Source organism: Kitasatospora sp. NPDC058444 (assembly GCF_042721415.1).
Lineage (GTDB): Bacteria > Actinomycetota > Actinomycetes > Streptomycetales > Streptomycetaceae > Kitasatospora.
In genome coordinates this window covers 56,087-79,862 of the sequence record NZ_JBHXLL010000042.1, presented here as the reverse complement: position 1 = coordinate 79,862, position 23,776 = coordinate 56,087, and the positions used below count along the sequence as shown (strand labels likewise).

Genomic DNA, 23,776 nt, shown 5'->3' with positions numbered 1-23,776 from the left:
ATACCCGCCCCTTGTATTGGCCTCATCATCACGTGAATCTGCCCCTCGCACCGCTCCCGGGGGTTGCTCTCCACGACCTGAGTGGGCCGGCGGCCGACAACTCCTGCATGGTTTGCGGCAGATGTTCGAGACCAACCCGGTTTCCAGTACCGGCAACGTGAACCCCTTGCCTCTCTCGGAGCAACTCCGAGAGCATCGTTCGGAAACCCGACGAGCGAAGAGGCAACTGTGAAGCTGACACGGCTTGTAGGTTCCTGCGACGAGGGCGAGTGCCCGACGCTGTACCTGACGGATCGGGGCACCGTCGCCGTTCAGGGCGAGCTCGTGACCGAACACGGTCTCCAGATCCCGGCACACGAGATGCTGGTCGAGGTTCCAGCCGAACTCATTCGAAAGGCCGTCCGTGACAACCTCATCTAGGACTCTCGGGGATTGGTTCTCGGTCTTCGAACGTGAGGCGTTCCGACTCGAAACACTCGACGACTACAGCCTGTCCGGCGGAGTCGACGCATATCGAGCCTTCCTAGCAGGTGAGGAACAGCCGGATGACTACAAGAACGCCGGGTGGGTCAGGACAGTGGCCGATGCCACCCAGGCAGGCAAGCGCATGTACCGGGTGCACATCCTTTCGCGGCCGCTCACGGACTACCTCCGCTTCGAGCTTGCCTGGGGATACCACCGCAACATGACGGTGGGTGAGGAGTTCTTCATCCTCGACATCACCGACCGGGAGAACCCCGTTCCCGAAGCCCGGGATTTCTGGCTCTTCGACGACGAGACTGCCGCCTCGATGAGATACGACGAGGGCAAGTACCTCGGTGTCGACTTCCGCACAGGCAGCCGGGCCGTTGAGTTCAAGGCGTACCGGGACACCGTGATGGCCCACTCGGTGCCATTCTCCGATTGGTGGGCCGAACACAGCCAGTGAACAGGACGCAGCTCGGACCGGCGCTGCGGGAACTGCGTCAGGCCTCCGGCAAGGAGGCCAAGGCCGTGGCCCGCAGCGCCGTCATGTCTCCAAGCAAGCTGAGCAAGATCGAGACCGGGAAGGTCACGCCCACCGTCGTGGACGTGGACCGCATCCTCACCGCCATAGGTGTGTCCGACGAGGTCAAGTCCGAGTACATGGCTGCGGCGCGGGCACAGGCCACGGAGGCGACCGCCTGGCGGTTGGTCCGGCGTCTCGGGTACCACCGCAAGCAGCAGCAGATCAAAGCACTGGACGACTCGACCAGGCTTCTCCGTGTGTTCCAACCGTCCCTCGTCCCGGGCCTCCTACAGACGCCGGAGTACGTGCGTGCGGTCTTCGGGCGAAAGGAGCTCGGCGAGGAATCGCTCGCGCGGGCAGTAGCTGCGAGGCTGGTCAGACAGCAGTCCCTCTACGACGCTACGAAGACCATGCGGTTCGTCCTCACCGAACCCGTTCTCCGGTGGCGTCTGGTGCCGCCCGCGATGATGGCGGGGCAGCTGGACCGGATCCTCTCCGCGTCGCGCCTCTCCCACGTCGACATCCGGATCGTTCCGCTGGCCTCACCACAGTCCGATGTGCCGGCGCACTCCTTCGTCATCCGGGACGACCGCATGGTGACGGTCGAGACCGTGCACGCCGAGGTGACGGTCACCGATCCTCGGGATGTCGAGTCGTACGTCCGCAAGTTCGACGGATTCGCGGCTACGGCCATGGCCGGCGACGAGATGCGCCGAATGATCGAAGCCATTCGAGACGAGTACTTGAATGAAGGGCAGGCAGGGGTGAGCGCATCGTGAATGCGGAGCAGGGGGCAAGGAGCCGAAGCCAAAGCGGCATGAACGAGAAGCAGGAGGAGCTGGCGGCGATTGAGCGGGATGCGACCGAGTTCCGGTACTTCCTGCCGACCATGGTCACTGGGCTGATTGCGACGCCTGAGTACATCGCGGCCAGCCTTGCTGCGTTTCCCGGCGACCATTCGAAGGTCATCGGCAAGAAGTTGGAGCGACAGGCCGTTCTTCATGACACCACCAAGCGCTTCACCTTCCTCCTGACCGAGCAGGCCTGTCTCTGGCCGCTGATTCCTGCGCCGGCCATGGCGAGGCAACTTGATCACCTGGCTTCGGTGTCCCGCCTGCCGAGGGTTCGGCTCGGTGTCATCCCGATGGTAGGGCACATGCCGCGGGGGCCACTGAACGTGTTCACCATCTATGACTCCTTCCTGGCCACTGTCGAATTCGTGACAGGCGTGCTTGCGTTTCGCGAGCGGCAGGAAATCGAGGATTATCTGAAGGAGTTCCGAACGTTCGAGGAGTACGCACTCTGGGGCGGTGATGCTCGCGACCGGTTGACGGGGTGGAGAGACCGATCGAGGAACTGAACCGGCGCGGAACCCCCGTCTTCCGGGCGGACACGGCGTGGTTCCCGTCGAGGCTGGCCCTGGCGGCCGGCCTCGACGGGGCCTCCGGCTGGGCCGGGACGCTCGCCACCGAACGGCGAACGCTCGACCTCTCGGCCGTGCGGTCGGTCTACTACCGTCGCCCGAGCGCACCGGAGTTCCCCGCCGAGATGTCGGCGGAGGCTCGCAGCGTGGCCTCCGCCGAGGCGCGGCGCGGGTTCGGCGGCCTGCTGTCGGCGCTGTCCTGCCGGTGGCTGCCGCCGCCGGGCCGCGCGGCCGACGCCGAGTACAAGCCGTTCCAGCTCCGGGTGGCGGCCGAGTGCGGGCTCCGGGTCCCGCGAACACTGATCACCAACATGCCTGAAGCCGCACGGGAGTTCGCGGACGGCATCGGGACTCCGGTGGTCTACAAGCCCTTCACCCCGATCCGCGGGACCATCGACGGTCAGTCCGTCGCTGTGTACGCGACCGTGCCGGATCGAGGCGGGATCGATGATCCCTCGATCCGCACGACGGCGCACCTGTTCCAGGAATGGGTGCCCAAGGCCCATGAAGTGCGGCTCACAGCTGTGGGCGGGCAGCTCTTCGCCGCTGAGATCCACGCGAACTCGGCGGCAGCGGAGGTCGATTGGCGTAGCGACTACGACAGCCTGACCTACCGGGTCTGCGAACCTCCCGCAGCCGTGGCGAGCGCGATCCGTCGCATGCTGGGAAGGCTCGGACTGCCTTACGGTGCCTTCGACTTCGTCGTATCCCCCTCGGGCGAGTGGACGTTCCTCGAGGTGAATCCGAATGGGCAGTACGGGTTCATCGAGCAGGCGACCGGTCTGCCCATCACCGCCGCCATCTGCGACTACCTGGAAGGTCCCGCCCAGGCATGACGATTCCGGACTACGACGACGAGCAACTCCTGGGGGCCCGAATGGACTTGGCCTCGGAGATCGAGAGGGTGAGCTCGACGCTCTCCTCGCGGGTGGTCGAGGCGTTCCTCAATGTGCCGCGGCATCCGTTCGTGCCGGTGTTCTACCGGGAGCAGCACGGCGTCCACGTCTTTGCCGGGCCGGAGACGGGTGGCTGCGGGAGGTGTACTCGGACCGGGTGCTGGTCACCGAGGTCGACGGCGTGCACGCGGAGGACGCCGACCCGGGCGGCGTGCGCGGGGTGGCGACGTCCTCCTCCACACTGCCGAGCCTGATGGCCGACATGCTCGACGCGCTGGATGTCCGGCCCGGGGACCGGGTGTTGGAGATCGGCACGGGCACGGGCTACAACGCCGCCCTGCTCTGCCACCTCGCGGGAGCCCAGTACGTCACGACCGTCGACCGCACCGAGCACCTGGTGGCCACGGCCCGTGCCCGGTTGGGCGGGGCCGGCTTCGAGCCCGTCGTGGTCCGGGCCGATGGGGCGGGGGGTCACCCGGACGGCGCGCCGTACGACCGGGTCATCGCCACCTGCGGCGTGCGCCGCATCCCCGAGGCGTGGCTCGACCAGTGCGCGCCCGGCGGCCTGGTCGTCGCTCCGCTCCGCGGTGCGGTGGCCAGGCTCACCAAGCTGCCGGACGGGCGCGCGGTCGGGCGCTTCCTGCACCGTCCGGCGGCCTTCATGCCGTTGCGCGGCGAACCGGACACCGGGTGGGAGGCGGCTGCGACCCATGCCGGCGGCCGGGCCACGGAGATCGACGCCCGCGCGCTGGACGACCCGGGGTTCGCGTTCTGGGCCGACCTCCACCTCGCCCCCACCGTCGTGCGCGACGGTCGTGCCCTCCGGGACACCGCGGACGGCTCGACCGCCCACGCGCAGGGCCGCACCGTCGCCCTCGACGGCCCCCGTGACCTCTGGCGGACGGTCGAGGCCGCCCACCGCACCTGGCTCGACCTGAATCGCCCGCGCCGGGAGTGGTTCACCGTCGAGGCCGGGCCGGAGGGCCAGTTCGTGGGCTACGAGGCACCGGACGGCACTCTCCTCCGCCGGCCCCTCTGACGGATCTGACGGAGCAGGAAGTCGGCCCGTCCGACTTCCTGCGCGGGTCCTCCGCACCCGGGCCCTGAAACACCTCGCCCCGCCGAGCTGCCGGCTCGGCGGGGCGGGAGACCGCGAGGCGGTACGCGGTCAGGGCTGCTGCTGGTCGGGCTGGGTGGGGGTGGTCGCCGGGCCCGTGGTGGTGGCCGGGCCGGTGTTGGTGGCCGGGCCGGTGTTGGTGGGGGCGCCGGGCGGGGTGGTGCTCGGGTCGGCCTTCGGCGGCGCCGGGTCGGGGATGTCGGCCATCGGCAGGGTCTGCTTGGGGGTGCCGCGCAGGGCCTGGTTCATGGCGTCCCGCCAGATCGGGCCGGGGCCGTCGGCGCCGAACACCTCGGCGCGGTACTTCCCGTTGATGGTGATGTTGCGCATCTCGACGCCGCCCTTGGGGCCGCCGATCCAGACGGCGGTGGCGAGCTGCGGGGTGTAGCCGTTGAACCAGGCGGCCCGCTTGCGGTCCGAGGTGCCGGTCTTGCCCGCGATCTGCCGGTTGTCCTCCAGGCTGAGGGCCGCGCCGGTGCCGTTGTTCTCGGTCACGCCGTTCAGGACGGTGTTCAGGGCCCGTGCCGTCGACTCGGAGAACGCCTTCTCGCAGTGGCCGGCGGGGACGGGGACCTCCTTGCCGTCCACGGTGGTGATCTTGTTGATCGCGACCGGGTCGCAGTGGGTGCCCTGGGCGGCGAAGGTCGCGTAGACCCCGGCCATGGTCAGCGGGCTCATCTCCTCCACCCCGAGGGCCATCGCGGGGACCTCCTCCAGGGGCTTGCCGCTGGCCTTGGTGGTGATGCCGAGCTTGTTGGCCATCTGCTTGACCGCGCAGAGGCCGATCTCCTGCTCCATCTGCACGAAGTAGGTGTTGACCGAGAGGGCCATCGCCTGCTTCAGCTGGTACGGGCCCTTCTCGCTCGCGGACTCGTTGGGCACCACCGTCTTGGGGCGGGCGTCGTTCTTCCAGGTGCCCTCGCAGGTCTTCATCGTCGGGTACTCGAGCTTGTTCGGGGACGAGTACTCCTGGGTCGCGGGCAGGCCCGCCTCCAGCGCCGCGGCCGCGACGACCGGCTTGAAGGTGGAGCCGGGCTGGAAGCCGTTGCCGCCGCCCATCGCCGCGTCGACGTTGAGGTTGACGACGGTCTGGTTCTTCTCCTCCTGCAGCCCGTACGGGCGGGTCTGGGCCATGGCGAGGATCTTGCCGGTGCCGGGCTCGACCATGGAGGCGGCGGCGGAGACGCTGTCCGTCACCCGGACGTTGGAGCTCACCGCGTTCTGGGCGGCGGCCTGCTTGTCCGGGTCCAGCGTGGTGTAGATGTTCAGTCCGCCCTGGTTCCAGAACTTCTTGCGCTCCTCGGCGCTCTTGCCGAAGACCGGGTCCTGCTTGACGACATGGCGCACGTAGTCGCAGAAGAAGCCCATCCCGGCCTGCGCGGTGATGCAGCCGTTCTGCGGCTCCTTGAAGTTGAGGCCCAGCGGGGCGGCCTTCGCCTCCTGCGCCTGCTCGGGGGTGATGTGCTTGTTCTCCAGCATCTTGCCGATCACCACGTCGCGGCGGTTCTGCGCGGCCTGCGGGTGCAGCTTCGGGTCGTACTGGGACGGGTTCTGCACCAGCCCGGCGAGCATCGCCGCCTCGGCGACGGTCAGGTCCTTGTTGCTCTTGCCGAAGTAGCGCTGGGAGGCGGCCTCCACGCCGTAGGCGCCGTTCCCGTAGTACGTGATGTTGAGGTAGTTGGTGAGGATCTGGTCCTTCGGCAGCTCCTCCTCCAGCTTGATGGCGACCTTGAGTTCCTGGATCTTGCGGCCCAGGGTCTTGCGCTGGGCCTCCAGGACGGCGTCGCGGTTGTCGCCCGCCTGCTCGACGTTGACGTTCTTCACGTACTGCTGGGTGAGGGTCGACGCGCCCTGGGAGGTGGTGCCGCTCTCCGCGTTCTTGCTGAGCGCGCGGAGGACGCCCTTGAGGTCGACGGCGCCGTGCTCGTAGAAGCGGGCGTCCTCGATGTCGACCTGGGCGTGCCGCATGAACGGCGACATCTGGTCGGCGGTGATGACGGTGCGGTCGCGCTCGTAGACCTTGGCGATCAGTCCGCCCTTGGCGTCGAAGATCTGGGTGGCCTGGGTGAGCGGCGGGGTCTTGAAGTCGTCGGGAACGTCCTCGAACCCCTCCGCCGTGTCCTTGGCGGTCAGCCCGATGCCGCCGGCGACGGGCAGGGCGAGACCCGCGAGCAGCACGCCGGACACGACGCTCACCCCGAGGAAGGTCGCACCGAGGCGGGCCAGCCGGAGCGGCGACTTGCGGGGCGGTCGGAGCTCCGCGTCCTCGGAGGAACTCCATATCGGGGGGAGATTCGAATCCATTCCGGAATGCTAACCCGTGGAAGTCGCTGGTCGAACGATTTTTCCGGTGGGGTTGTCACGGCTCTGCAACAGGCGCCGGAGCTTGGCTCCGAAATGTCAAGTCGTATACGTACTGGCGGGCTGTAGGGGAATTCGGCGATCGGTGCCGATGCGGCTCGCCCCCCGTCCGGCGGGCCTCCCCTCCCGCGGCCCCCTCACTTGGATGCGGTGAGGGGGCCGAAAGGTTGCGCCCGGCTCGCCCACGGGTGCGGCGGGCTGCCCAGGCGCGGCGTGCCGCCCGCCGTGCCGCGTGCCACCGTGCCGGTGCGCCGGCGGACCGGGCGTCGGCGTGTGGCGGACGGCCGGCGGCCGACGGCGATCCGGAGATCGCGCCGAATCGGGACAGCGGCGAAATTGCGGTAATTAAATAGTAGGAAATTGATCGCCGCGAAACTCGCGGGTTTGTGCTCTATGCTCCCGAACGACGGAAGAACCTCCCAGCAAAGGAATCCCCGTGAGCAGCGACGCCAGCAAGAAGTCCCAGTTCGACGAGATCGACACCGACGGCGACGGTTACATCAGCGCCGCGGAGCTCAAGGCCCACCTCCAGGAGAACCCCAAGGTGAGCGACGCCAACGCCGAGGCGCTCTTCAAGTTCGCGGACGACAACGGCGACGGCCAGATCACCTTCGAGGAATTCGCCGCGGTCGTCAGGTAATCGGCTTTATCGGCAGGCCGGCCGCCCCGCCGCACCGGGCCGGCCGGCCTCGTCGTTTTCCGGACCGCACCCGGAAAAACCGGGCGACTCCCACGGGCTTGATCCTCTACGGTGAACGCGCCCAGGGCGGCCGTTTACCGCCCGTCGACGTGGCGCGACCAACGCGCCCGCACCCCAGGGAGTTCCCTGTCATGACGCGCACCCTCGTCGCGGAGCTGCCCGCACACCTCGGAGAGACGGTCACCGTCTACGGGTGGGTGAACACGCTCCGGCTCCAGCGGCGCATCCAGTTCGTGCTGGTCCGGGACCACACCGGTCTCGTGCAGGTCACCCACCTCCGCGGTGGGGAGGGCGACGCCATCGAGGCCGCCTTCGAGGGCGTGACGGTCGAGTCCGCCGTGAAGATCACCGGGCGGGTCGTCGCCGACCCGCAGGTCAAGCTCGGTGGGCTGGAGATCGTCCCGTCCCGGGTGGAGATCGTCGCGCCGGCCGAGCCGAAGCTGCCGATCGACGGGAAGACCGGCATCGACCAGCGCCTGGACTGGCGCTTCCTCGACATCCGGCGCCCGTCCCAGCACCTGGTCTTCGACGTCCAGACGACCGTCGAACGGGCGATGCGCGAGGTGGCGGCGGAGGAGGGCTTCACCGAGCTGCACACGCCGAAGCTGATGGGGACGGCCTCCGAGTCGGGCGCCGAGGTGTTCGAGGTCGGCTACTTCGGCCGCACCGCCTACCTCGCCCAGTCCCCGCAGTTCTACAAGCAGATGGCCATCGCGGGCGGCATCGACAAGGTCTTCGAGATCGGGCCGGTGTTCCGCGCCGAGCCGTCCTTCACCTCCCGGCATGCCACCGAGTTCACCGGGGTCGACGTCGAGATCGCCTGGATCGACGGGGTCGAGGACGTGATGGCCTTCGAGGAGCGGATGCTGCGGCGCGTCCTCGCGGCGGTGGCCGAGCGCCACGGCGCGGCGATCGCCGAGCACTTCGGCACCCCGGTCACCGTTCCCGAGCGGCCGTTCCCCCGGATCACGATGGCCGACGCGCTCGCGCGGCTCCGCGCCGCCGGCTGGGACCCGGAGGGCGTCAAGGACGACCTCGACCCCGACGGCGAGCGCGCGCTGTGCGCCCTGATCGCCGAGGAGACCGGGCACGAGTTCGTCTTCGTCACCCGCTTCCCGGCCGGCGTCCGGCCGTTCTACCACCTGCGGCCGGAGGACGACCCGACCGTCACCGAGTCCTTCGACCTGCTGTGGAAGGGCGTGGAGATCACCACCGGCGCCCAGCGCGAGCACCGGTACGACCGCCTCGTCGCCCAGGCCCGGGAGAAGGGCATGGACACCGGGCCGCTCTCCGGGTACCTCGACTGCTTCCGCTACGGCACCCCGCCGCACGGCGGGCTCGGTCTGGGGCTGGGCCGGCTGCTCATGCTCGCCCTCGGCCTGCCGTCGATCCGGGAGGCGACCTTCCTGTTCCGGGGGCCGCACCGCCTCGAACCGTAGTCCCGGGCCGTGGCCGCTCCGGCGGGACGACACCGGAACGCGGAGCGACACCGGAACGCGGAACGGGCCGCGCCCGAGGAGGACTCTCCTCGGGCGCGGCCCGATTCCGTTCGTGCCCGCGGGCCCGGATCCCGTCAGCTGCGGCGCAGCGCCTCGGTGAGCCGGTTGGCGGCCTCGATGATGGCCTGGGCGTGCAGCCGGCCCGGGTGGCGGGTCAGGCGCTCGATGGGGCCGGAGACGGAGACGGCGGCCACCACGCGGTTGGAGGGCCCGCGGACGGGGGCGGAGACGGACGCGACGCCCGGTTCCCGCTCCCCGATGGACTGGGCCCAGCCGCGCCGGCGGACGCCGCTGAGCGCGGTGGCGGTGAAGCGGGCGCCCTGGAGGCCCCGGTGGAGGCGCTCGGGCTCCTCCCAGGCGAGCAGGACCTGGGCGGCGGAGCCGGCCTTCATCGGCAGGGTGCTGCCGACGGGGACGGTGTCGCGCAGGCCGGAGAGTCGTTCGGCGGCGGCGACGCAGATGCGCATCTCGCCCTGGCGGCGGTAGAGCTGCGCGCTTTCCCCGGTGACGTCGCGCAGATGGGTGAGGACGGGGCCCGCGGTGGCGAGCAGTCGGTCCTCGCCGGCGGCGGCGGAGAGCTCGGACAGGCGGGGGCCGAGGATGAAGCGGCCCTGCATGTCGCGGGTGACCAGGCGGTGGTGTTCGAGTGCGACGGCGAGTCTGTGGGCGGTGGGGCGCGCCAGACCGGTGGCGGCGACCAGCCCCGCCAGCGTGGCGGGGCCCGACTCCAGTGCGCTGAGCACCAGAGCGGCCTTGTCGAGAACGCCGACGCCGCTAGTGTTGTCCATAGCATGATATTGCAGTCTCAGGTAGCGAGACGCAAGTCCGTTTCGATGTCCGCCATCCTGTCAGATGCCCGCAAACCGGCTCTTCCGGGACTCCGTGTCTCACATTTCGGACGTGCCGGAGGGTGCGCCGCGACGCGGGAACCGCGGGAAGGCGAAATGGCAGGGAAATGGTGGGGAAATGGAAAAAGCCCCTGCCGTGTCACTGTCGGACACGGCAGGGGCCGTAAGAAGAATTCGGCGGCGTCCTACTCTCCCACAGGGTCCCCCCTGCAGTACCATCGGCGCTGAAAGGCTTAGCTTCCGGGTTCGGAATGGAGCCGGGCGTTTCCCTCTCGCTATGACCACCGAAATGATCGGGCCGGGCAATTGCTCGAAAGCACTGCCTTCGCCTCGCGGCAAATCATAGCAGCAGGGAATACGGGGGGATTCCGCGGGCTCGGAAGCCGACGGCCTCGCGCAGCAACAGGCCGGTCCCCCGGGCCGACCGGCCCGGGGGGCTGAGCACCAGGAGCTGGTTCACGGCGTACGGCCGGCCGGCCGTACGCCGCCACGGCGCGCCCCGGACTCCAGGCATGTGGGCGCGGCCCGTCGCGGTGTCGCCGTCGATGAGGATCGTCCCTGGGTGGGTGCTCTTGACGAAGAAGTCCCACTGCTCCTGAAACTCGGCGTCACATCCCGGCCCGTCGCGCTGTCATAGGAGAGGGGGCGGGAGAGCAGTCGAGTCGAAGGGGAGGGGACGCGGTGCGGGAAGCAGAGGGCGGCACCACGACCGAGTCGGGCCCGGGCGCGATCATGGGTGAGCGGCGCCGGCTGACCGACTTGGCCTACCGGTTGCTCGGCTCACCGGCCGACGCCGAGGAGGCGGTGCGGGAGACGTACGCCCGCTGGTACGCGCTGCCCCGGCGGGAGCGGGAGGCGATCGTCTCGTCCGCCGGCTGGCTGACCACGGTGACCAGCCGGATCTGCCTCAACCTGCTCGGCTCGGCCCGGGTACGGCGCGAGCGCCACACGGGCGAGTGGCTTCCCGAGCCGCCGCCCGAGCGCCGGGCGCGAACTGATGCCACGGCGGACCCCGAGGTGGACCCGACCGAACCGGCGGCGGACCCGACCGACCCGGAGACGGACGCCGCGGCCGACCGGATCATCCCGGACGAGTCGGTGAGCGCGGCCTTCCTGCTGGTCCTGGACGCCATGCCCCCGGCCGAACGCGTCGCCTTCGTCCTCCACGACGTCTTCAGCCACCCCTTCGTCGAGGTGGCCGCGATCGTCGGCCGTCCCCCGGCCGCCTGCCGTCAGCTGGCCACCTCCGCCCGCCGCCGGATCCTGGCCGCGCAGGGGGCGTGATCACCCGCGTCCGGCCTGCTCACACCCGTTCCACGCCCGTGAGCTCACCCGTTCCACGTCCGTGCGCCCACCCGCTTCACACCTGTGAGCTCACCTGTTCCACGCCCATCCGCGCACCTGCTTCACACCTGTGAGCTCACCCGCTTCACACCCGTGCGCACACCACCGAACCCACCCCCTGCGCGCCGATCGCCCAAAAACCGACCGATAAGGTGTTAATCCAACATTCATCCATGCCGCATAGCCTCCGGGGGCTAGCCTCATGCTGAACGTCATCGTCCGACCGGGAGGCGAAAGCCCCGTGCAAGGCACTGTCACCACACCAGGCGGCTCCACGGTGGCCGGGGGCCAGGGCGAAGCGTTCCTGCTCGTCGTGGACGACGAGCCCAACATCCGCGAGCTGCTCTCCGCCTCGCTGCGCTTCTCCGGCTTCCGCGTCGCCTCCGCCGCCAGCGGAACCGAGGCGCTCGAACTGGTCGCCGCCGAGCGCCCCGACCTGGTCGTGCTCGACGTGATGCTCCCCGACCTCGACGGCTTCACCGTCGTCGAGAAGCTGCGCGAACGCACCAGCCGCGGACAGATAGCCGGCCCCGCCCACGGGCACCCCGGCGACCACCTGCCGGTGCTCTTCCTCACCGCCAAGGACGGCGTCGGCGACAAGGTGCAGGGCCTGGCCGCCGGCGCGGACGACTACGTCACCAAGCCGTTCAGCCTGGAGGAGCTGATCGCCCGGATCCGCGCCATCCTGCGCCGGGCCGGCGGCCCCGCCGAGGACGGCCGGCTGGTCGTCGCCGACCTCAGCCTCGACCCGGTCGCCCACGAGGTCACCCGGGGCGGCACCCCGGTCTCGCTCTCCCCGACCGAGTTCAAGCTGCTGCACTACCTGATGGCCAACGTCGGCCGGGTGGTCTCCAAGTCGCAGATCCTCGACCACGTCTGGGCCTACGACTTCGGCGGGGACCTCTCCATCGTCGAGTCGTACATCTCCTACCTGCGCCGCAAGCTCGACTCAGGCCCGGCCCACGGCCCCAAGCTGATCCACACCGTGCGCGGCATCGGCTACGCCCTGCGCCGCCCCCCGCAGGGCTGACGAGGCCCGCTGGTGCTCGCCCGCTTCTCCTCCCGGCTGTCGCTGCGCGCCCGGCTGCTGGTGCTCGCGCTCGTCCTGGTCACCACCGGGCTCGCGGTCAGCGACACCTTCGTGCTCGGCACCGTACGCACCCAGCTGGTGCAGCAGCTGGACGAGCAGCTCCAGCGGTACGGGCCGCCGCTCTCCCGCAAGCCCCTGGGCCAACTGACCGCGTCGGCCGGCGGCCGGCCCGCCGTCGCCGGGCGACGGGTCAGCCTGCCCAGCCAGTACCTGGTGCAGTACCTCTCCGCGGACGGCAAGGTCCAGGCGCTGATGCGCCAGCCCGTCTCGGACAGCGACCCGGCGCCCCAGCTGGCCGGACTGGACCCGACCCGGACCGCCCCCGACGTCCCCTTCGACCTGCCCGACCAGCGCGGCCAGCACCGCTGGCGGGTCCTGGTGCTGCCGCTCCAGCCGCCCCGCGGGCAGGCCGCCAACCCCAGCGCGTACGCCTCGCCGACCGTCACCCCGACCCACGTCATGGTGGCGGTCTCCCGCGATGACATCGACGCCACCCTCGGCAAGCTGCGCACCTCCTTCCTGGCCATCGGCGGCGGCGTCCTGCTGCTGATCGCCGGACTCGGCTTCTTCGCCGTGCGGGCCGGACTGCGGCCGCTGCGCCGGATCGAGGAGGGCGCCGAGCGGATCGCGGCCGGCGAGCTGTCCTACCGGATGCCGGAGCTCTCCCCGGGCACCGAGGTCGGCCGGCTGTCCGTCGCGCTCAACGGGATGCTCACCCAGATCGAGGCGGCCTTCGCGGCCCGCGCCGAGTCCGAGGCCCGGATGCGGCGCTTCGTCGCCGACGCCTCGCACGAGCTGCGCACCCCGCTGGCCGGGATCCGCGGCTTCGCCGAGCTGTACCGGATGGGCGCGCTGCCCACCGAGGGCGACGTCAAGCGGACCATGACCCGGATCGAGAGCGAGGCCGACCGGATGGGCGCCCTGGTCGAGGACCTGCTGGTGCTCGCCCGGCTGGACGAGGAGCGCCCGCTCGACCTCGCCCCGATGGACCTGCGCACCCTCGCCGCCGACGCGCTGCACGACCTCACCGCCCTCGACCCGAGCCGCCCGGTCGCGCTCACCGGCCCTGACGGCACCGGCGCGCCCGGCGCCGCGCCCGTCATCGGCGACGAGGCCCGGCTGCGGCAGGTGGTCACCAACCTGGTCGGCAACGCGGTCAAGCACACCCCGGCCGGCACCCCGGTCCGGATCGGGGTGGGCGCCGGCCCCGGCGGCGTCTGCCTGCTGGAGGTCGCCGACTCCGGCCCGGGCCTCACCGAGGAGCAGGCCCAGCGGGTCTTCGACCGCTTCTTCCGGGTCGACCCCTCCCGCAGCCGCGACAACGGCGGCGGCGCCGGCCTCGGCCTCGCCATCGCCACCGCCCTCACCCGCGCCCACGGCGGCACCCTCACCCTCCACACCGCCCCGGGTGAGGGCGCCGCCTTCCGGGTCGAACTGCCCCGCCAGCGCTGACCGCGATTCCTGCCCGTCCCGCCCGAAAACCCGGAATCCGGGCAATTCGGGACGCGGATTCCAGCGGATTTGTCGACTCGTCAATTCTCCGGCGAACCAGGAAGTCGCGGCGGCCGATCATTGCCGGAATCCGGCATGGAGCGTTAAGAAAGCGTCTGTCTATGATCGGCGCTGCCCGGTCGTCAGGGATCCTGCCCGGCCGAGGCTTTTGCATTCCTTGAGGCCCGAAAGGGGTCATCGTGAATCTCCGCCGTTCGCTGGTCTCGGCCGCCGTCGTCGTCGCCGCCGTCTCGCCCGCCGTGCTCTCCGCGGCACCCGCCTTCGCGGAGTCGGCCGGGGTGGCGCAGACCCGGAGCGACAACGGTTCGATCGCCGAGCTGGAGCAGGCCGCCGCCGGCGCCGCCAAGGCCTACGAGGCCGCCGTCGCCAACGAGGCCAAGGTGCAGGCCGAGGCCTCCGCCTTCCTCGACGACTCGCAGCCCTACCTGGGCAAGTACCAGGAGGCCAAGGCCGCCGCGGCGAAGGCGGCCGTGGCCAAGGACGCCGCCGACAAGGAGGCCAGGGCGGCCTCCGAGGCGTACGGCTCCGCCTCGGACGAGGACCTGCCCAAGGCCAGGGAGCGGATGCTCAAGGCGATCGCCGAGGCCAACGCCGCCATCAAGGCGGACGAGAAGGCCCAGGCCGCCGTCACCGACGCGAGGAACGCCCTGGACGACGCCAGGGTCGAGGCGTTCCGGCGGATCCACACGGCGCAGCAGGCCACCAAAGCCGCGGCCGCCGCCAAGTCCGCCGCCGACAAGGCCCTCGCCGACGCCAAGGCGGCCGCCGAGAAGCCCGTCGAGAAGCCGGTCGAGCAGCCCGCGGAGAAGCCGGCCGAGCAGCCGGCGGCGAAGCCCGCCGCCGTCACCCCGGTCTCCAACACCACCACCACGACCAAGACCACCACCCACAAGGCGGCCACCTCGGCCACCACCCAGGCCACCACCGGCTCGGCCACCGAGCTCGCCGACACCGGCTCCAACCCGGCCACCCCGTACCTGGCCACCGGCGCCGGCCTCGCGATCAGCCTCGGCGCCGCCGCCCTCTACGTCTCCCGCCGCAAGCCGGCCACCGGCCGCACCTCCTGACCCACCCCGTTCGCGCCCGCTCGGGAGGAGGGCGCGACCACCCGGAACCGCAGGACAGGCCCCGGCCCGTCCTGCGGTTCCGGCGTTCCCGGCCCCGAAACTCCTCGATCGGGTGAACCGACCGCCGTTCACCCGCCCGGCCCCCCGGTCGTGTGCGACCGTCCTGCCGTTGCTTGTGCGGACTCGCGCAGGCTGATCACACTGGACGGGAAGTGGGGTGTCTCAATGAGCGTGCTCGTCGCCGAGAGGACCGTCGCCGTGAACCTGGACCAGTTGCTGTGGCAGGCGTGGAAGTCCATGGATGTGCCCGAGGGCTTCCGAGCGGAGATCATCGAGGGGATGATCACGTTGTCACCCACCGGCGGAAACCGCCACTTCACTGTCAACAGGCGGCTTGGGCGGGCTCTGTATGACTATCTGAGTGGCAGCGGCTACGGGCCGGCCCAGGACGGCAATATCGTCGCCGGTCTCAAGGTGTTCATTCCGGATGTCTTCGTGGCACCTGACGACACCGACGAGATCGAACATCCCGAGGGCGTGGGGTTGCTGGCCTCCGGGGTTCCGTTGGTCGTCGAGACCGTCTCCCCGGGTGCCGAGGCCCGCAAACGTGACCACGTCCTCAAGCGCCGCGCCTACGCCGCCGCCGGCATCCCGGTGTACGTGATCATCGACGACCACGACGACGGCGGTGCCGTGACCGTCCTCACCGAGCCCGATCCCAAGCGCCGTGAGTACGCCTCCTCGACCCGCGTCCCCTACGGCAAGGAGGCGGTGATCCCCGAGGGCCCCGCCAAGGGGTTCGTGATCGGCCCGGAGATCACCGGCGAGCGCCGTGGCTGACCGGGGCGCCTCGTTCAAGCGGGACCTGTCGGAGTGGCGGGTCGTGCTGGTCGCGTGGCGGCTGCTGGTGCTGCAGGCGGCGGACCCGGTGGTGTCGGCGGGGATGGTGGAGCACTCGACGTACCGGGCGCACCCGTGGCGGCGGGTGGAGCACACGCTGGGCAGCGGGCGGCGCCTGTTCTACCAGGACGCGGAGACGCTGCGCCGGGAGGTCGCCCGGCTGGAGCGGGCGCACAAGCGGATCCGGGGGACGGGCCCGGACGGGCGGCCGTACGACGCCCGGGACGCGGCAACCAGGGCGTGGGTGCTGCTGACGCTCTTCGAGTGCGTGGTCGCGATGCGCCGGCTGGGCGGGGACCCGTACGACGCGGTGGAACTGGCGCAGGCGTACGCGGAGTTCAAGGAGGCGGTCGCCGCCTTCGGCCTTCCCGAGGGTGAGATCCCCGCCACCGCGGGGGAGTTGCCGGCCTACTTCGCCCGGTACGCGCGGGAGCGGCTGGAGTTCACCGAGGCGGCGCGCTACCTGCTGGGCGATCTGCTGCGCGAGGCGCCCCGGCCGCGCCGGCTCTGGTTCCTCGGCGACGCGGGGTGGCGGGTGGTGCGGCGGGTGGTGGCCCGGGTGATCCGCGAGCTGACGGTGGCGGACCTGCCGCCGGTGGTGCGGGAGCGGTTCGGGGTGGTCCGCACCCGCCGGGCCGCGCTGCTGTCCGTCGTGCTGCACCGCGGTGCCGGCGCCGTCGTCCCGTTCCTCCCGGACCGGCTGCGCCACCGTTCCCCGGAGCCGTCCCGGCCGAAGCGCCGCCACCCGCACCGGGACGGCCGCGGGCCCCGGCTGGACCGCTTCTTCCGCGAGGTGCTGGACCAGACCGGCGACGGCGTCATCACCGTGCACGACCTGCGGGCGATGGCGCACAACGTCTGCTGGCAGCTGGAGCTGGACGAGGCCGGCGAGGCCCGGGTGTACCGGGCCTTCGACAGCTGGTGGGAGCAGCTGCGCGCGGTGATGGACGCCGACGGGGACGGGCGGGTGAGCCGGGAGGAGTTCGTGGCGGCCACCCTGGCCGGGCTGGACCGGGACGAGGCCTACCTGGAGCGGGGGCTGCTGCCCGCGCTGCGGGCGCTGTTCGCCGCGGCGGACACCGACGGCAGCGGCTTCCTGGAGTTCGACGAGTACCGCGCGGTGTTCGGCGGGCCGCGGGTGCACCCGGCGGAGTTGTCGCACGGTTTCCGCCGACTGGACGCCGACGGGGACGGGCGGATCACCCGGGAGGAGTTCCTCGCCGGCTTCACCGGCTTCTTCACCGCCCGCGCCGACTCCGCCCCGGGCACCGAGCTGCTCGGCCGCGCGTAGCGAGGACGCGCACGGCAAGTCCCGCCTCAGCCGGCCCGTCCGCCCTGTAGCACCCCGATCCGGCCGGCGCGACCGGCTCGCGAGCGTGTCAAGCGCCGGTTCGGCCAACAGCGTCCGGCCATCCGCCCGGTCGTTCGTTGCCCCGGCCCGCCGTGGGTCCGCAGACTGTGCGGACCGCACCGTCGGCCGTGGCGCAGCGCACCGGGCTGTCAATCCCACCCCACCTGCGGTTCCCCCGTAAGGATGGTGGATACTGCTCCTTGTGAACGTGTTCACGTTCACAAGCGGACAAGCTTGCGTGGTTCAGCAACGGTCTACGGCTATAGATGAAGTTTGTCCGGAAGACGCCCGTCGTCACGCGGGCAGGTTGGGAGAGAGGGCGACGTGGAACTGGCAATCGCTCACGAGACCATCGCGCGATGGCAATTCGGCATCACCACCGTCTACCACTTCCTGTTCGTCCCGCTCACGATCAGCCTGGCCGCGATCGTGGCCGGTCTGGAGACCGCCTGGGTGCGGACGAACAAGGAGAAGTACTTCCACGCCACCAAGTTCTGGGGAAAGCTCTTCCTCATCAACATCGCGATGGGCGTGGTCACCGGCATCGTCCAGGAGTTCCAGTTCGGCATGAACTGGTCCGACTACTCCCGGTTCGTCGGTGACGTCTTCGGCGCCCCGCTCGCGATGGAGGCGCTGATCGCCTTCTTCTTCGAGTCCACCTTCATCGGCCTGTGGATCTTCGGCTGGGACAAGCTGCCGAGGAAGATCCACTGCGCCTGCATGTGGATGGTGGCGCTGGGCACCGTGCTCTCCGCCTACTTCATCCTGGCCGCCAACTCCTGGATGCAGCACCCGGTCGGCTACGCGATCGACCCGGTCACCGGCAAGGCCCAGCTGACCGACGTCGTCCGGGTGCTGTTCCAGAACACCACCCTCGTGGTCGTCTTCCACACCCTGACCGCCGCCTTCCTCACCGGCGCGGCCTTCGTCGTCGGCATCGCCTCCTTCCACCTCTGGAAGGCCAAGCGCAAGCCCGAGACCGCCGACCCGAAGAAGACCGCCGCGATGCGCACCTCGCTGCGGCTCGGCCTGGTGCTCGCGGTGGTCTTCGGCGCCGGCACCGCGCTCAGCGGCGACACCCTGGGCAAGGTCATGTTCGAGCAGCAGCCGATGAAGATGGCCGCCGCCGAGGCGCTGTGGGAGACCCAGTCGCCGGCGCCGTTCTCGGTCTTCGCCGTCGGCGACGTCAGCAAGGGCCACAACTCGGTCGCCCTGGAGATCCCCGGGATACTGTCCTTCCTCGCCCACAACGACTTCAGCTCCACCGTCCCCGGCATCAACGACACCGCCGCCGCCGAGGCCGCCCAGCACGGCGGCAACCCCAGGGACTACATCCCGAGCATCTTCGTCACCTACTGGGGCTTCCGCCTCATGATCGGCTTCGGGATGACCTCCTTCCTGGCCGGCCTGATCGGCCTGTGGACCACCCGGAGGAAGCTCTTCCTCCGCCCCGAGTTCCGCACCGGCGAGACCGAGGTGCCCCGGCTGATGCTCACCCCCGGGCGCGAACTGGGGCCGCTGCTGACCAAGTGGAGCTGGCGGATCGGCATCCTGACCATGGGCTTCCCGCTGATCGCCAACAGCTTCGGCTGGATCTTCACCGAGATGGGCCGTCAGCCCTGGGCCGTCTTCGGCCTGATGACCACGGCCAGCGCGGTCTCCCCGAACGTCAGCGTCGGCACCCAGGTCGGGGCGCTGGCCACCTTCACCACCCTGTACGCGATCCTCGCGGTCGTCGAGGTCCGGCTGCTGGTCAAGTACGCCAAGGCCGGCCCGGTGGTGACGGAGCAGCCGCCCACCAAGGACCCGTCGCTGCGTGGACCGTCCTCGGACGAGGACGCCGACAAGCCGCTCGCCTTCGCCTACTGAGGCGCCGGACCACCGGGGAACTGAGGATCTGACATGCAACTCCACGACGTCTGGTTCGTGCTGATCGCGGTCCTGTGGATCGGCTACTTCTTCCTGGAGGGCTTCGACTTCGGGATCGGCGTGCTGACCAAGCCGCTGGCCCGCAACACCACCGAACGCCGGGTGCTGATCAACACCATCGGCCCGGTCTGGGACGGCAACGAGGTCTGGCTGCTGACCGCCGGCGGCGCCACCTTCGCGGCCTTCCCGGACTGGTACGCGACGCTCTTCAGCGGCTTCTACATCCCGCTGCTGGTCATCCTGGTCTGCCTGATCGTCCGCGGCGTGGCCTTCGAGTACCGGGCCAAGCACGACGGCGCCCGCTGGCAGCGGAACTGGGAGGAGGCCATCTTCTGGACCTCGCTCCTCCCGGCCTTCCTCTGGGGCGTGGCCTTCGCCAACATCGTGCGCGGCGTGGACATCGACGCGCAGAAGAACTACGTCGGCACCCTCTGGGACCTGCTGAACCCGTACGCGCTGCTCGGCGGCCTGGTGACGCTCGCCCTGTTCACCTTCCACGGCTCGGTGTTCGCCGCGCTCAAGACCGTCGGCGAGATCCGCGACCGGGCCCGGAAGGCCGCGCTCGTGTCCGGGCTGGCCACCGCCGTGCTGGCACTGGTCTTCCTGCTCTGGACCCAGGCCGACCACGGCAACGGCCGCAGCCTCGCCGCGCTGGTCGTCGCGGTGATCGCCCTGGTCGGCGCCCTCGCGGCCAACCAACTCGGCCGCGAGGGCTGGGCGTTCTCGCTCTCCGGGGCGACCATCGTGGCCGCGGTCGCGATGCTCTTCCTGGCGCTCTTCCCGGACGTCATGCCCTCCACCCTCAACCCGGACTGGAGCCTGACCGTCACCAACGCCGCGTCCTCGCCGTACACGCTGAAGGTGATGACCGTCGTGGCGGCGATCTTCACCCCGCTGGTGCTGCTCTACCAGGGCTGGACGTACTGGGTGTTCCGCAAGCGGATCGGCGTCCAGCACATCCCCGGGCACAACCCGGCCGCCCCGCTCGACCAGGCCTGACGCCGTGAAGCCGGTCGACCCCCGACTCCTCGGGTACGCCCGCACCACCAGGGCCTTCCTCGCCGGATCCGTGCTGCTCGGCGCGGTCGGCGCGGCCCTGGTGGTCGCCCAGGCGAGTCTGATCGCCGAGATCGTCGTCCGCGCCTTCCAGCGCGGGGCGACGCTCGGCGAACTGACCACGCCGCTGCTGCTGCTCGCCCTGACGGCGGTCGGGCGCGGGCTGGTCGGCTGGCTCACCGAACTCACCGCGCACCGGTCCGTCGCCCGGGTGAAGTCCACCCTGCGGCGCCGGCTGCTCGACCACGCCACCGCGCTCGGCCCGTCCTACCTGGCGGGTCGGCGCACCGGCGAACTCACCACCCTCGCCACCCGCGGCATCGACGCCCTGGACGACTACTTCGCCCGCTACCTGCCGCAGCTGGCGCTGGCCGTGGTCGTCCCGGTGATCGTGCTGCTGCGGATCGTCGGCGCCGACTTCACCTCGGCCGCGGTCATCGCCGGGACGCTGCCGCTGATCCCGCTGTTCATGGTGCTGATCGGGATGGCCACCCAGTCCCGGATGGACCGGCAGTGGAACACCCTGGCCCGGCTCTCCCACCACTTCCTCGACGTGGTCGCCGGGCTGCCCACCCTCAAGGTGTTCAACCGGGCCCGCACCCAGGCCGCCACCATCGCCCGGATCACCGCCGACTACCGCCGCGCCACCCTGCGCACCCTGCGGATCGCCTTCGTCTCCTCCTTCACCCTGGAACTGCTCTCCACCCTGTCGGTCGCGCTGGTCGCCGTCACCGTCGGCTTCCGGCTGGTCGACGGCACGCTCGACCTGGAGACCGGGCTGCTGATCCTGGTGCTCGCCCCCGAGGTGTACTTCCCGATCCGCCAGGTCGGCGCGCTCTACCACTCCAGCGTCGAGGGGCTGACCGCCGCCGACGAACTGTTCCGGGTGCTGGAGACCCCGCTGCCCGCCCGCGGCACCACCCCGGCGCCGGACCTCGCGGGCGCCGTGATCGCCGCCGAGGACCTGGTCGTCCGGCACCCCGGGCGCACCGAGCCCGCCCTGGACGGCGCCGGGCTGACCCTGCCTCCGGGCTCCAGCACGGCGCTCACCGGCCCCAGCGGCGCCGGCAAGTCCACCCTGCTCGCCGTCCTGCTCGGCCTCACCGCCCCCGCCTCGGGCACCGTCCGGATCACCGCCGCCGACGGCCGCGTCCACGACCTGGCCGAACTGGAGCCGCGGAGCTGGCGGCGGCAGATCGCCTGGGTGCCGCAGCACCCCCACCTGTTCGCCGGGACGGTCGCCGAGAACCTGCGGCTCTACCGCCCCGAGGCCACCGACGAGCAGCTGTGGACGGCGCTGCGGGCCGCGCACGCGCTCGACTTCGTCACCGACCTGGCGGCCGTCCTGGGGGAGGACGGCGCCGGGCTCTCCGCCGGGCAGCGCCAGCGCCTCGCCCTCGCCCGGGTGCTGCTCGCCGACGACCGGCCGCTGGTGCTGCTGGACGAGCCGACCGCCAACCTGGACGGCGCCTCCGAGGCGGCCGTCGTGGACGCCGTCCGGGCGCTGGCCGCCGACCCGGCGCGCACCGTGCTGGTGGTCGCGCACCGGCCGGCGCTGCTGGCCGCCGCGGACCGGCGGGTACGGCTGGCGGGGCCCCCGGCCGTGCCCGCGGAGCCGGTCACCCCGCTCGCCCACAGCGGGCAGCCGACCCCGGCCCCCAGCGCCGTCGAAGAGCCCGGGACCGAGGGCGGCACCACCCCCCGGCTGGCGCTCTCGATCCTGCTCGGCGCGCTCGCCCTCGGCTGCGCCGTCGCCCTGATGGCCACCTCCGGCTACCTGATCTCCCGGGCCTCCCAGATGCCGCCGGTGCTCTACCTGATGATGGCCGTCACCTCGGTCCGGGCCTTCGGCATCGGCCGCAGCGTCTTCCGCTACGCCGAACGGCTGGTCTCGCACGACGCGGTGCTGCGCACCCTCGGCACCCTGCGGGCCGCCGTCTACCGGCGGCTGAGCGCGCTCGCCCCGGCCGGGCTGCCCGCCTTCCGGCGCGGCGACCTGCTCTCCCGGCTGGTCGCCGACGTGGACGCGATCCAGGACCACTACCTGCGCTGGCGGCTGCCGGCCGCGGTGGCCGGCCTGGTCGCCCTGGCCTCGACGGTGGCGATGGCCGCCTTCCTCCCGGCCGCCGGGCTGGTGCTCGGCCTCGGGCTGCTGCTCGCCGGCGTGCTGGTGCCCGCCCTGGGCGCGCGCTGGTCGGCCGGTGCCGAACGGCGCCAGGCCCCGGCGCGCGGGCGCCTGGCCACCGCCGTGGTGGACGCCTTCACCGGCACCGCCGAGCTCACCGTGGCCGGCGCCCTGCCCGGCCGGCTGGCCGCCGTCCGCACCGCCGACGCCGCGCTGACCGGGCTCGCCGCCCGCTCGGCCGCCACCACGGCCCTCGGCACCGGGCTGATCGCCCTGCTCACCGGGCTGACCGTGACCGCCGCGGCCGCCGTCGGCGTCCAGGGGGTGCGCGACGGACTGCTCGCGCCGGTCTGCCTGGCCGTGGTGGTGCTGACCCCGCTGGCCGCCTTCGAGGCCGTCACCGGGATGCCGCTCGCCGTCCAGGCCCGCCAGCGCAGCCGCGCCGCGCGGGCCCGGCTGGACGAGGTGCTCGCCGCGGAACCCCCGGTCGCCGAGCCCGCCGAACCGGTGGCGCTGCCCGAGCGGCCGCTGCCCGTCGCGGTGCGCGGGCTGACCGTCCGGCACCCCGGGCAGCCGGTGGACGCGCTCGCCGGCGTGGACCTCGACCTCGCCGCCGGCCGCCGGATCGCCGTGGTCGGCCCGTCCGGCTCCGGCAAGACCACCCTCGCCCAGGCGCTGCTGCGCTTCCTGGAGCCGAGCGCCGGGACGGTGACGTTCGCCGACGGCCGTCCACAGGCTGTGGACAGCCGCGCACTGGCGGGCGAGTCGGTCCGCCGGGTGATCGGGCTCTGCGCCCAGGACGCCCACGTCTTCGACAGCTCGCTGCGGGAGAACCTGCGGCTGGCCCGGCCGGAGGCCGAGGAGGACGAACTGCGCGCCGCGCTGGCCGCCGCCCGGCTGCTGGAGTGGACCGAGGGCCTGCCGGACGGCCTGGACACCATGGTCGGCGAGCACGGCGCCCGGCTCTCCGGCGGCCAGCGCCAGCGGCTCGCCCTCGCCCGGGCGCTGCTCGCGGACTTCCCCGTGCTGGTCCTGGACGAGCCCGCCGAGCACCTCGACCTGCCCACCGCCGACGCCCTGACCGCCGACCTGCTGGCCGCCACCGAGGGCCGCACCACGGTGCTGATCACCCACCGGCTGGCCGGGCTGGACGACGCCACGGTGGACGAGGTGCTGGTGCTGGACGGCGGCCGGGTGGCCGAGCGGGGCCGCTGGTCCGAGCTGGTCGCCGATCCGGACGGGCGGCTGCACGCGATGTGGCGGCGGGAGCGGGAGGCGGACGGACTGCTGGAGCCGGTGGGCCGGTAGTCGCACCGCCTGGCGCGCCGACGGTGGGCACCCTGCCTGGTCGCGCCGCCCCCGTCGCACGTCGCCCGCCGCCCCTGTCGCGCCGACCTTCGGCTGAAAAGCGTACAAACTAGGCTTTCTCCATGGACCCCACGCCGGACCTCTCCGAGGCCACTCCCGAGCCGACACCCCATCGGGTGCCCGAGATCGCCTCGCTGGGGCTGGACACCCTGGTCACCGAGGTCGCCGAGCGCCTCCAGTCCGCCGCCGCGGTCACCGACCG

Annotated in this window: 18 protein-coding genes, 1 rRNA gene and 1 pseudogene; 17 read left to right on the top strand and 3 right to left on the bottom strand. The window is 71.5% G+C overall.

All coding sequences use genetic code 11. The features are described from left to right. Positions 1–228: 228 nt before the first annotated feature. The 6 genes from ACFWP2_RS31955 to ACFWP2_RS31930 all read left to right on the top strand — a co-directional run bounded on the left by ACFWP2_RS31955 (position 229) and on the right by ACFWP2_RS31930 (position 4,346). Positions 229–420 carry a hypothetical protein gene (locus ACFWP2_RS31955; RefSeq protein WP_380457966.1) on the top strand — a complete coding sequence of 64 codons (192 nt, stop codon included), beginning with the start codon at positions 229–231 and terminating at the stop codon, positions 418–420. Next, the gene (locus ACFWP2_RS31950) at positions 404–928 is read left to right on the top strand and encodes a DUF6879 family protein (RefSeq protein ID WP_380457964.1); all 525 of its coding nucleotides are present in this window, start codon (positions 404–406) and stop codon (positions 926–928) included. Before ACFWP2_RS31955 ends, ACFWP2_RS31950 begins: the two co-directional genes overlap by 17 nt. Next, positions 925–1,767, top strand: coding sequence for a helix-turn-helix domain-containing protein (locus ACFWP2_RS31945; RefSeq protein WP_380457962.1), 843 nt, complete (start codon positions 925–927; stop codon positions 1,765–1,767). Before ACFWP2_RS31950 ends, ACFWP2_RS31945 begins: the two co-directional genes overlap by 4 nt. A gap of 38 nt (positions 1,768–1,805) precedes the next feature. Continuing rightward, the gene (locus ACFWP2_RS31940) at positions 1,806–2,348 is read left to right on the top strand and encodes a Scr1 family TA system antitoxin-like transcriptional regulator (RefSeq protein ID WP_380457960.1); all 543 of its coding nucleotides are present in this window, start codon (positions 1,806–1,808) and stop codon (positions 2,346–2,348) included. Next, positions 2,324–3,247, top strand: coding sequence for an ATP-grasp ribosomal peptide maturase (gene tgmB / locus ACFWP2_RS31935; protein WP_380457958.1), 924 nt, complete (start codon positions 2,324–2,326; stop codon positions 3,245–3,247). The genes ACFWP2_RS31940 and tgmB overlap by 25 nt, the downstream gene beginning before the upstream one ends. Positions 3,248–3,449: 202 nt before the next feature. Beyond that, positions 3,450–4,346, top strand: coding sequence for a methyltransferase domain-containing protein (locus tag ACFWP2_RS31930; protein ID WP_380457956.1), 897 nt, complete (start codon positions 3,450–3,452; stop codon positions 4,344–4,346). Between the two features lie 129 nt (positions 4,347–4,475). Here the strand turns inward: ACFWP2_RS31930 and ACFWP2_RS31925 are convergent, their stop codons facing one another. Continuing rightward, a complete protein-coding gene (locus ACFWP2_RS31925) occupies positions 4,476–6,728 on the bottom strand; it encodes a transglycosylase domain-containing protein (protein ID WP_380457954.1) in 2,253 nt (750 codons plus the stop codon). 493 nt (positions 6,729–7,221) lie between these two features. On the opposite strand from ACFWP2_RS31925, the gene ACFWP2_RS31920 reads away from it, so the two are divergent. Continuing rightward, the gene (locus tag ACFWP2_RS31920; RefSeq protein ID WP_380457952.1) at positions 7,222–7,425 is read left to right on the top strand and encodes an EF-hand domain-containing protein; all 204 of its coding nucleotides are present in this window, start codon (positions 7,222–7,224) and stop codon (positions 7,423–7,425) included. 191 nt (positions 7,426–7,616) lie between these two features. Then, positions 7,617–8,924 carry an aspartate--tRNA(Asn) ligase gene (aspS, locus tag ACFWP2_RS31915; protein WP_380457950.1) on the top strand — a complete coding sequence of 436 codons (1,308 nt, stop codon included), beginning with the start codon at positions 7,617–7,619 and terminating at the stop codon, positions 8,922–8,924. Positions 8,925–9,058: 134 nt separating this feature from the next. Here aspS and ACFWP2_RS31910 read toward each other — a convergent pair whose 3' ends face one another. Further along, entirely contained in the window at positions 9,059–9,772 is a 714-nt protein-coding gene (locus ACFWP2_RS31910) for an IclR family transcriptional regulator (RefSeq protein ID WP_030246527.1), read from the bottom strand. A 232-nt stretch (positions 9,773–10,004) separates the two neighbouring features. Continuing rightward, positions 10,005–10,121, bottom strand: a 5S ribosomal RNA gene (rrf, locus tag ACFWP2_RS31905). Positions 10,122–10,564: 443 nt separating this feature from the next. On the opposite strand from rrf, the pseudogene ACFWP2_RS31900 reads away from it, so the two are divergent. From ACFWP2_RS31900 to cydD, 9 genes and pseudogenes are all read left to right on the top strand, one after another. Next, positions 10,565–11,107: pseudogene (locus ACFWP2_RS31900) on the top strand (sigma factor-like helix-turn-helix DNA-binding protein); the annotation flags it as partial. A gap of 310 nt (positions 11,108–11,417) precedes the next feature. Continuing rightward, on the top strand, positions 11,418–12,206 hold the full coding sequence (locus tag ACFWP2_RS31895) for a response regulator transcription factor (RefSeq protein ID WP_380457948.1): 789 nt from the start codon (positions 11,418–11,420) through the stop codon (positions 12,204–12,206). A 12-nt stretch (positions 12,207–12,218) separates the two neighbouring features. After that, on the top strand, positions 12,219–13,718 hold the full coding sequence (locus ACFWP2_RS31890; protein ID WP_380457946.1) for a sensor histidine kinase: 1,500 nt from the start codon (positions 12,219–12,221) through the stop codon (positions 13,716–13,718). Positions 13,719–13,957: 239 nt separating this feature from the next. Next, positions 13,958–14,845, top strand: a complete 888-nt coding sequence (locus ACFWP2_RS31885) for an LAETG motif-containing sortase-dependent surface protein (protein ID WP_380457944.1) — start codon at positions 13,958–13,960, stop codon at positions 14,843–14,845. Positions 14,846–15,070: 225 nt separating this feature from the next. Continuing rightward, positions 15,071–15,685, top strand: coding sequence for a Uma2 family endonuclease (locus tag ACFWP2_RS31880; protein ID WP_380457942.1), 615 nt, complete (start codon positions 15,071–15,073; stop codon positions 15,683–15,685). After that, positions 15,678–17,036, top strand: a complete 1,359-nt coding sequence (locus tag ACFWP2_RS31875; protein ID WP_380457940.1) for an oxygenase MpaB family protein — start codon at positions 15,678–15,680, stop codon at positions 17,034–17,036. Before ACFWP2_RS31880 ends, ACFWP2_RS31875 begins: the two co-directional genes overlap by 8 nt. A gap of 384 nt (positions 17,037–17,420) precedes the next feature. Continuing rightward, positions 17,421–18,965, top strand: a complete 1,545-nt coding sequence (locus ACFWP2_RS31870) for a cytochrome ubiquinol oxidase subunit I (protein ID WP_380457938.1) — start codon at positions 17,421–17,423, stop codon at positions 18,963–18,965. A gap of 33 nt (positions 18,966–18,998) precedes the next feature. Further along, on the top strand, positions 18,999–20,024 hold the full coding sequence (gene cydB / locus ACFWP2_RS31865; RefSeq protein WP_380457936.1) for a cytochrome d ubiquinol oxidase subunit II: 1,026 nt from the start codon (positions 18,999–19,001) through the stop codon (positions 20,022–20,024). 4 nt (positions 20,025–20,028) lie between these two features. Beyond that, positions 20,029–23,514 (top strand): thiol reductant ABC exporter subunit CydD, encoded by a 3,486-nt coding sequence (cydD, locus tag ACFWP2_RS31860; protein ID WP_380457934.1) that lies wholly within the window; start codon positions 20,029–20,031, stop codon positions 23,512–23,514. The last annotated feature ends 262 nt before the right edge of the window (positions 23,515–23,776 follow it).